Consider the following 5,445-nt stretch of genomic DNA (forward strand, 5'->3'; position numbering starts at 1 on the left):
CCTAAAAGATAAGAAATCAAAGAATATTGAATAAACCATTGCATAGAGATTCTTAAATTTCCCTAAAATTAACATAATACACCTTATACGAAATGCTCTTTTTTATTTTATATAAATCATAGTTTTATATTAGTTTTGAAAGCCCAAGTATACGTACTTGGGCTTTTTTAATGATTTGTCACGTTCCACGCCTATTCTTTGAGCAATGTTCCACAACTTTGTTCATATTAGTTAAACAATCGTGGTTAATCATAGGGTCTAAAAAAACGGCTCCAAAAGCCTCTTTTCGGCTGCTCCGGTTCAACGTGATCCGGCACAGGAATCCGCTTGTTTTCTGGCAGCTCTGGAGTAGTCAATCCGTCATGTTTAGGCTGAGTTTGAATCTTTGGTTCTACAGGAGCTTCTTTTGGTTGAGTAGTCAATCCATCATAGTTCAACTCACTTTTTGACCTAGTATCTGTTGCTATATCTAATTTCGGGTCGATAGAACTAGTTATATAAGCTTTCGGAGCTTCTAGTAAGCGTTGTATCGCTTCAATTTGCTCATCTTTAACGTGTAATTGATCATTTTTAGCTTTTAGTTCCTCACGTTGGAACTGCTCACGCTCATGAGCCTGTTCAAGCTGTTTTTGAAGCATGTAAACCTGTTGTTCTAGCAGGTGAACTTCTGACAACTTTCGTGTTTCAGTTGTCTGTGAACTGTTTACATTTCTGGATGGTTCACCAAAGACTCTAATAGCTTCGGCAAGATCAATTTTACCGTCACTGTTCTTACTTAAATTACCTTTATTAATTTGCTTATAAATGGCTTGACGAGTTATTCCGTAGAGGTTTGAAAGCTCAATAACAGATAGTGATTTCATCTTATGATTTTGGTTGTCTATTATGTAAACTAAGATACATTAACAAGTAGTCAACCGCTACACAATTGATCTTTATGCCTTAAAACCTAAATTTTTAAGATGAGGAATAAGTTGTTTTTGTTGGATTGGATCTCGTAGCATATCCTTAATTTTAATAGCTAAATCGTCATAACTTTCACCTTGTTGTGCTAGGTGAGATACTTCATGTAAGCGTGAAAGCTGATTACCGAACATATTAATTTGTGAATCTGTCAATTTATAAAAATTATTCTGTTTGGATTTATGCTCAATACTTTTTGATTTTTCTTTAAACGTAAAGTGAATGTGTGTGACTTTTCGACCTGTCTTTATTTGCTCGTAAGATACATTTAAAGGGCTATGTTCATTGATTTGATCTACAGCAGTATCAATAACCCATCTCTTTAAATCAGCAGACAATGGATATCTTTTCCCTAACTCCAACATACCTCTTAGAGCTTCGATGGAAATCTCTCGTTTTCCTATGGAGCGATATTGCGTTAATAGCTCATAAATACGAATAGCATATGCGCTACTCATACCAGCAATGTCAGATAGAGAATACTTAGTAAATTCACGGCTTAGATTAGAAATGAACGGCAAAATTTCTTTAGAAAACCGAATTCCTACAACACTTTTACTCTCTAAAAATCGTATGGATTGAATCCATCTCATTTTGATTGATTCATCATCAATAGTTAAATTGATTGATCTGTCATATAAGCGGTTTACACCATCTTTTAGATCTCTATAAGCTGTTTTTTCATGAACCCCAAGTTTTTTTAAATCATCAATAGTTACGCGATAAATTTCATCATCGGTAATATCTTCAGTCCGACTAATCTTACTAATAGCTGCTAAGACAATCCGTTGTTCTGTTGAGCTCAGTTGATATGAAGCCTCAATTACTTGATTTGATTTAACTACCAATTCTTTTTTAGATGTACTCATCATTCTTATTTCAAGAAATTAACTATGAGTAATATAATTCTCTCATAGTTAGTAGTCAATCCCTCATAGTTAAGTAGTCAATCCCTCATAGTTGGTAGTCAATCCCTCATAGTTGGTAGTCAATCCCTCATAGTTAGTATCTGAAAGCCTTTCTGTTAAAGCCTTTCAGATAGCCTAAAAGATTTAAAAGATTTAAAATATATTTAAAAAGAGTAGATTGAAAAATTGCCCTTGGTTTTCGCTTCGCTCAAACTCTATTGAACTTCGCTTTCGCTCAGTTCGTCGGGGCAATTTTTTGGTAAATACTTACGTGACTTTCAAAAAAAGCAAAAAGCAACTCGGAATTCGCTACGCTCATAAAACTTTTTTACTCGCTACGCTCGGTCGAGAAGCAAATTTCTGCATGAAACTTACGCTTTCTTAGGCTAAAGAGGGCAAAAAATGTTTTTTAGAGGGTCTAGGCGCAACTTTTGATAGTTCGCTCGTAGACACTCGCTCTATGAATCTATCTAGACTCAAAACCCCTCTTTATTTCGCTCTCATTTGCGTTTTTTGAGCTGTTTTCTGTTTTCCCTATGTAGATCTATGTTTTTTAGATAAAGGCTCTTAAATCGCATTTGAACGCTTTCTATGAGGCTTTTCATAATTAAAGTTTTGGGTTGAAATTTCTAACTTGGATGAATGGACAAAAAATCGATTTTTTTTACGTTTTTCTAAATCAGGAAATAAATACTTTTTTCCATGTAAAAACCAAGCACCAGCCCTACGTCACTTTAGCCAATTTTTTAATCAAGGATCCGGCACATGCCGTGATTTTTTTGTCACACACCACGCATCTAACGATGACAACCCTCAAAGCCTTACAGGATAAGGATTTCAGCGATTTTTTAGGGTCTCAGAAACGTGTACATAAAAATGGTCTTTTTTTAGAATAAGTGATTGAATTATCTATTTTTTATGCTGTGCTCATGGTTGTACATCAAAACAACACTTTTTTTAGATAAGGTATTGATAAATTTAAGAAAAACCATGTACTCATGATTGTACATAAAAAAAGCATTATATTTAAATAAGTTTTTGTTTTATAATAAATTAATATTGTACAAATAGGTTTGTACGTAATCTACTTATTATTTTTATTTAATTAGTTGAATTATATATATTTAATTTTGTACAAAATCTAATTTTAATAAGAGGTGTAATTTATGGGCGAAAAAGTCAAAACTTATGCAGTCAGGTTAGATCCACAAGTAGCAGAATTCTACGATCAATTGGCTAATTCAGAAGGAATCAGAACCAGTAAATTATTCAGTAAAATTTTGACCAATGATTTTCAATCTATTGCTGTTAAACAGCAAGCCGATCGTATTGAGGATCTGGTGAATCGATTAGAAAAGCGAATAGATGATTTTGAGGAAGATAATAATTTTTCTGAAAAATACTATGAAGATTTTAGTAGTACTTACATGATGCTTTTATGGCTGTTAATGAAAAATGGTGCTTCTAAAGATGAAATTAGAAGTATGCAAGCTAAGGCCGCTAATTATGCGGAACAAAACTTTTCTAAGGAATCTTAATTTTGGACAATATTATTCAAATTTCAAAACCATGTACGCTTTGTGGAAATGGACAGAATGTACAGCTTTTTGCAGGCTTAATGCTTTGTAGAAGTTGTCAGGAAAATATTAAGCTCACTAATCCAGGCATGTTTGCGGCCAATGATGAGATTGAACAAAAAGCCCAGGATTAACCTGGGTTGCGTATAAGAGATTTTATGTTAAATGCCGAACTGAATTAAAAATAGAAATGTAGTTGAGCTGATGCTTGCTCATTTCTTTATTTTTAGTAATTGAGGTGAACATACTGTCAGTACATGGTAGTTATAAGTAACGTGTAACTTTGTTTGCACAAAGATTTGAGTTATGCCAAGTGATGGATTGATTTGTACTTAAAATTTTAAGCTTATCCACTTGCTTTGCAAGCCACTACACTTTATTTACAATCCTATGTTGTGGAAGTAAGGGATCTTGTACTCGCCCAGTATGTTCAACTTGATTATATCTAAAGGACTATTAGGCTTCAATCAAATCAATTTTCCAATTAGTCGACTGAATTAACACGTTTAAATCACGTAATTTAAGACTAATATCATCAGCTTGTTTTTGTAATGATGAAACTGGAATAACTTTATGCCACTTTATTTCCCGCGTACTATAACGATCAGATTCACGAGATGTATTACTTATTGCTGCAGTTAGGGTTTTGTGCTGTTCTACAAATTCATCACGCAAAGTCAATAAAGCAAGTAGAGAACGGCCATCATTTAATTTTGTTAAAGCATTAGTTTCATGAATTGCATAACTTAATTTTTGAAATTCTTGAATTAAAGAAAATACTTGTTTTAGTAGTTCATTTGGATCTTCAGATGGTTGATCACCATCTTGTACCAATACATTTGCATTGATACGTTGTTTTAGTGAAATAATTTTTTTTTGTTGATCACTTCGAAGTAAGAGAGCTTCTGCTAATTTCATTTTTCACCTATTAACCAATTAGAATTAAGTTTTAAACAGCTTATATCCTCATTCTTTAAAGATCAAAAAAATTGCTTTTTATCTAGCTAAACCGTCCGCTAAGAAAATTGCAAAAGTGCATATTCTAAAACCGGACATTTCTATTTTGGAGTTACACAAAAATGGGAGCCTATAGCTCCCATTTTTTACGGATGATTTTTTAGTTCATTCAGCATGGCATCACGCAGAATCTTGTTCATTCGTGTTTGATAGCCTTTGCCTTGGGCTTTTAGCCACTGCATGACATCTGCATCGATGCGAACCGTAGTTACTTGTTTAGTCGGCTTGTAAAATGGATTTTGCACTGCATTTTTCCAAAAACTTTCATCAAGTTCGGGAATATCTGAAAAGTCTATTTCACTGTCTGGGCGTTTATCTAATGCTTCAAGTCTTGCCTTTTGTTCTTCAGATAAGACAGGAGGTTTATTCAAATCTACTTTGTAAGTAACGGTTTTGTTCATACTGTTTCCTCTCTTTTTTCTCTGCCTGTCGTGCTGAAATAATACGGATATGATCAATCCCATTATGATCTTGTACAGTATGAGCCACCAATAAAACTGTCTGCCCGTGTACGAGACCTATCGCTTGCCAACGATATTCACCATTTTCAAAGCGATCCTGTTTGAAGACGGCATGAGCATCATAAAAAACTAAGGTTGCATCTTCAAAAGCTACACCATGTTTTTTGAGGTTTGTTTCTGCTTTATGCTCATCCCATGAAAACTCAATTTCCATAGTTGCATCGCTTTTTGTTAATATAAAAATGTTAATACAAAATTGTAAATTTTGCAAAGTTATTCCATTTTTTATTGGCAAAATATTACAGAATCGAACATAAAAAAGCCGACTTGTTTCAAAATCGGATTTTTGGGCATTTTTAGATTTTTATGGTTTAAATAAGTATCTGATATTTCAATTAATATACAAGTGTATTGCGTATAACCGCCATTATGTTAAATGGAATGTTTATGAGAAATTAATAGTCTATTTTTGTTTGAGATTGAAGTATATTTAAAAAAGTTAAGTTGTTTTTTTAAATG

The 5,445-nt window shown here is 33.3% G+C and carries 7 protein-coding genes; 2 read left to right on the forward strand and 5 right to left on the reverse strand.

Going from position 1 to position 5,445, the window contains the following annotated elements:
- Positions 1-245: 245 nt before the first annotated feature.
- Positions 246-863: a plasmid replication DNA-binding protein gene (locus tag F890_RS00005; RefSeq protein ID WP_000839113.1), complete on the reverse strand. Its 618-nt coding sequence runs from the start codon at positions 861-863 to the stop codon at positions 246-248.
- Between the two features lie 72 nt (positions 864-935).
- On the reverse strand, positions 936-1,835 hold the full coding sequence (gene repM / locus F890_RS00010; protein ID WP_005265293.1) for a replication initiation protein RepM: 900 nt from the start codon (positions 1,833-1,835) through the stop codon (positions 936-938).
- A 1,202-nt stretch (positions 1,836-3,037) separates the two neighbouring features.
- Here repM and F890_RS00020 point away from each other — a divergent pair.
- A complete protein-coding gene (locus F890_RS00020) occupies positions 3,038-3,409 on the forward strand; it encodes a hypothetical protein (RefSeq protein ID WP_005174618.1) in 372 nt (123 codons plus the stop codon).
- A 2-nt stretch (positions 3,410-3,411) separates the two neighbouring features.
- Positions 3,412-3,582, forward strand: a complete 171-nt coding sequence (locus F890_RS18705) for a hypothetical protein (protein ID WP_002067611.1) — start codon at positions 3,412-3,414, stop codon at positions 3,580-3,582.
- A gap of 322 nt (positions 3,583-3,904) precedes the next feature.
- Here the strand turns inward: F890_RS18705 and F890_RS00025 are convergent, their stop codons facing one another.
- From F890_RS00025 to F890_RS00035, 3 genes are all read right to left on the reverse strand, one after another.
- Positions 3,905-4,366, reverse strand: a complete 462-nt coding sequence (locus F890_RS00025) for a DIP1984 family protein (RefSeq protein ID WP_000761346.1) — start codon at positions 4,364-4,366, stop codon at positions 3,905-3,907.
- 185 nt (positions 4,367-4,551) lie between these two features.
- Entirely contained in the window at positions 4,552-4,866 is a 315-nt protein-coding gene (locus F890_RS00030; RefSeq protein WP_001044691.1) for a BrnA antitoxin family protein, read from the reverse strand.
- The gene (locus F890_RS00035; protein ID WP_002042420.1) at positions 4,829-5,140 is read right to left on the reverse strand and encodes a BrnT family toxin; all 312 of its coding nucleotides are present in this window, start codon (positions 5,138-5,140) and stop codon (positions 4,829-4,831) included. The genes F890_RS00030 and F890_RS00035 overlap by 38 nt, the downstream gene beginning before the upstream one ends.
- Between the last annotated feature and the right edge of the window lie 305 nt (positions 5,141-5,445).

Source organism: Acinetobacter sp. CIP 64.7, from assembly GCF_000369745.1.
GTDB lineage: Bacteria > Pseudomonadota > Gammaproteobacteria > Pseudomonadales > Moraxellaceae > Acinetobacter > Acinetobacter fasciculus.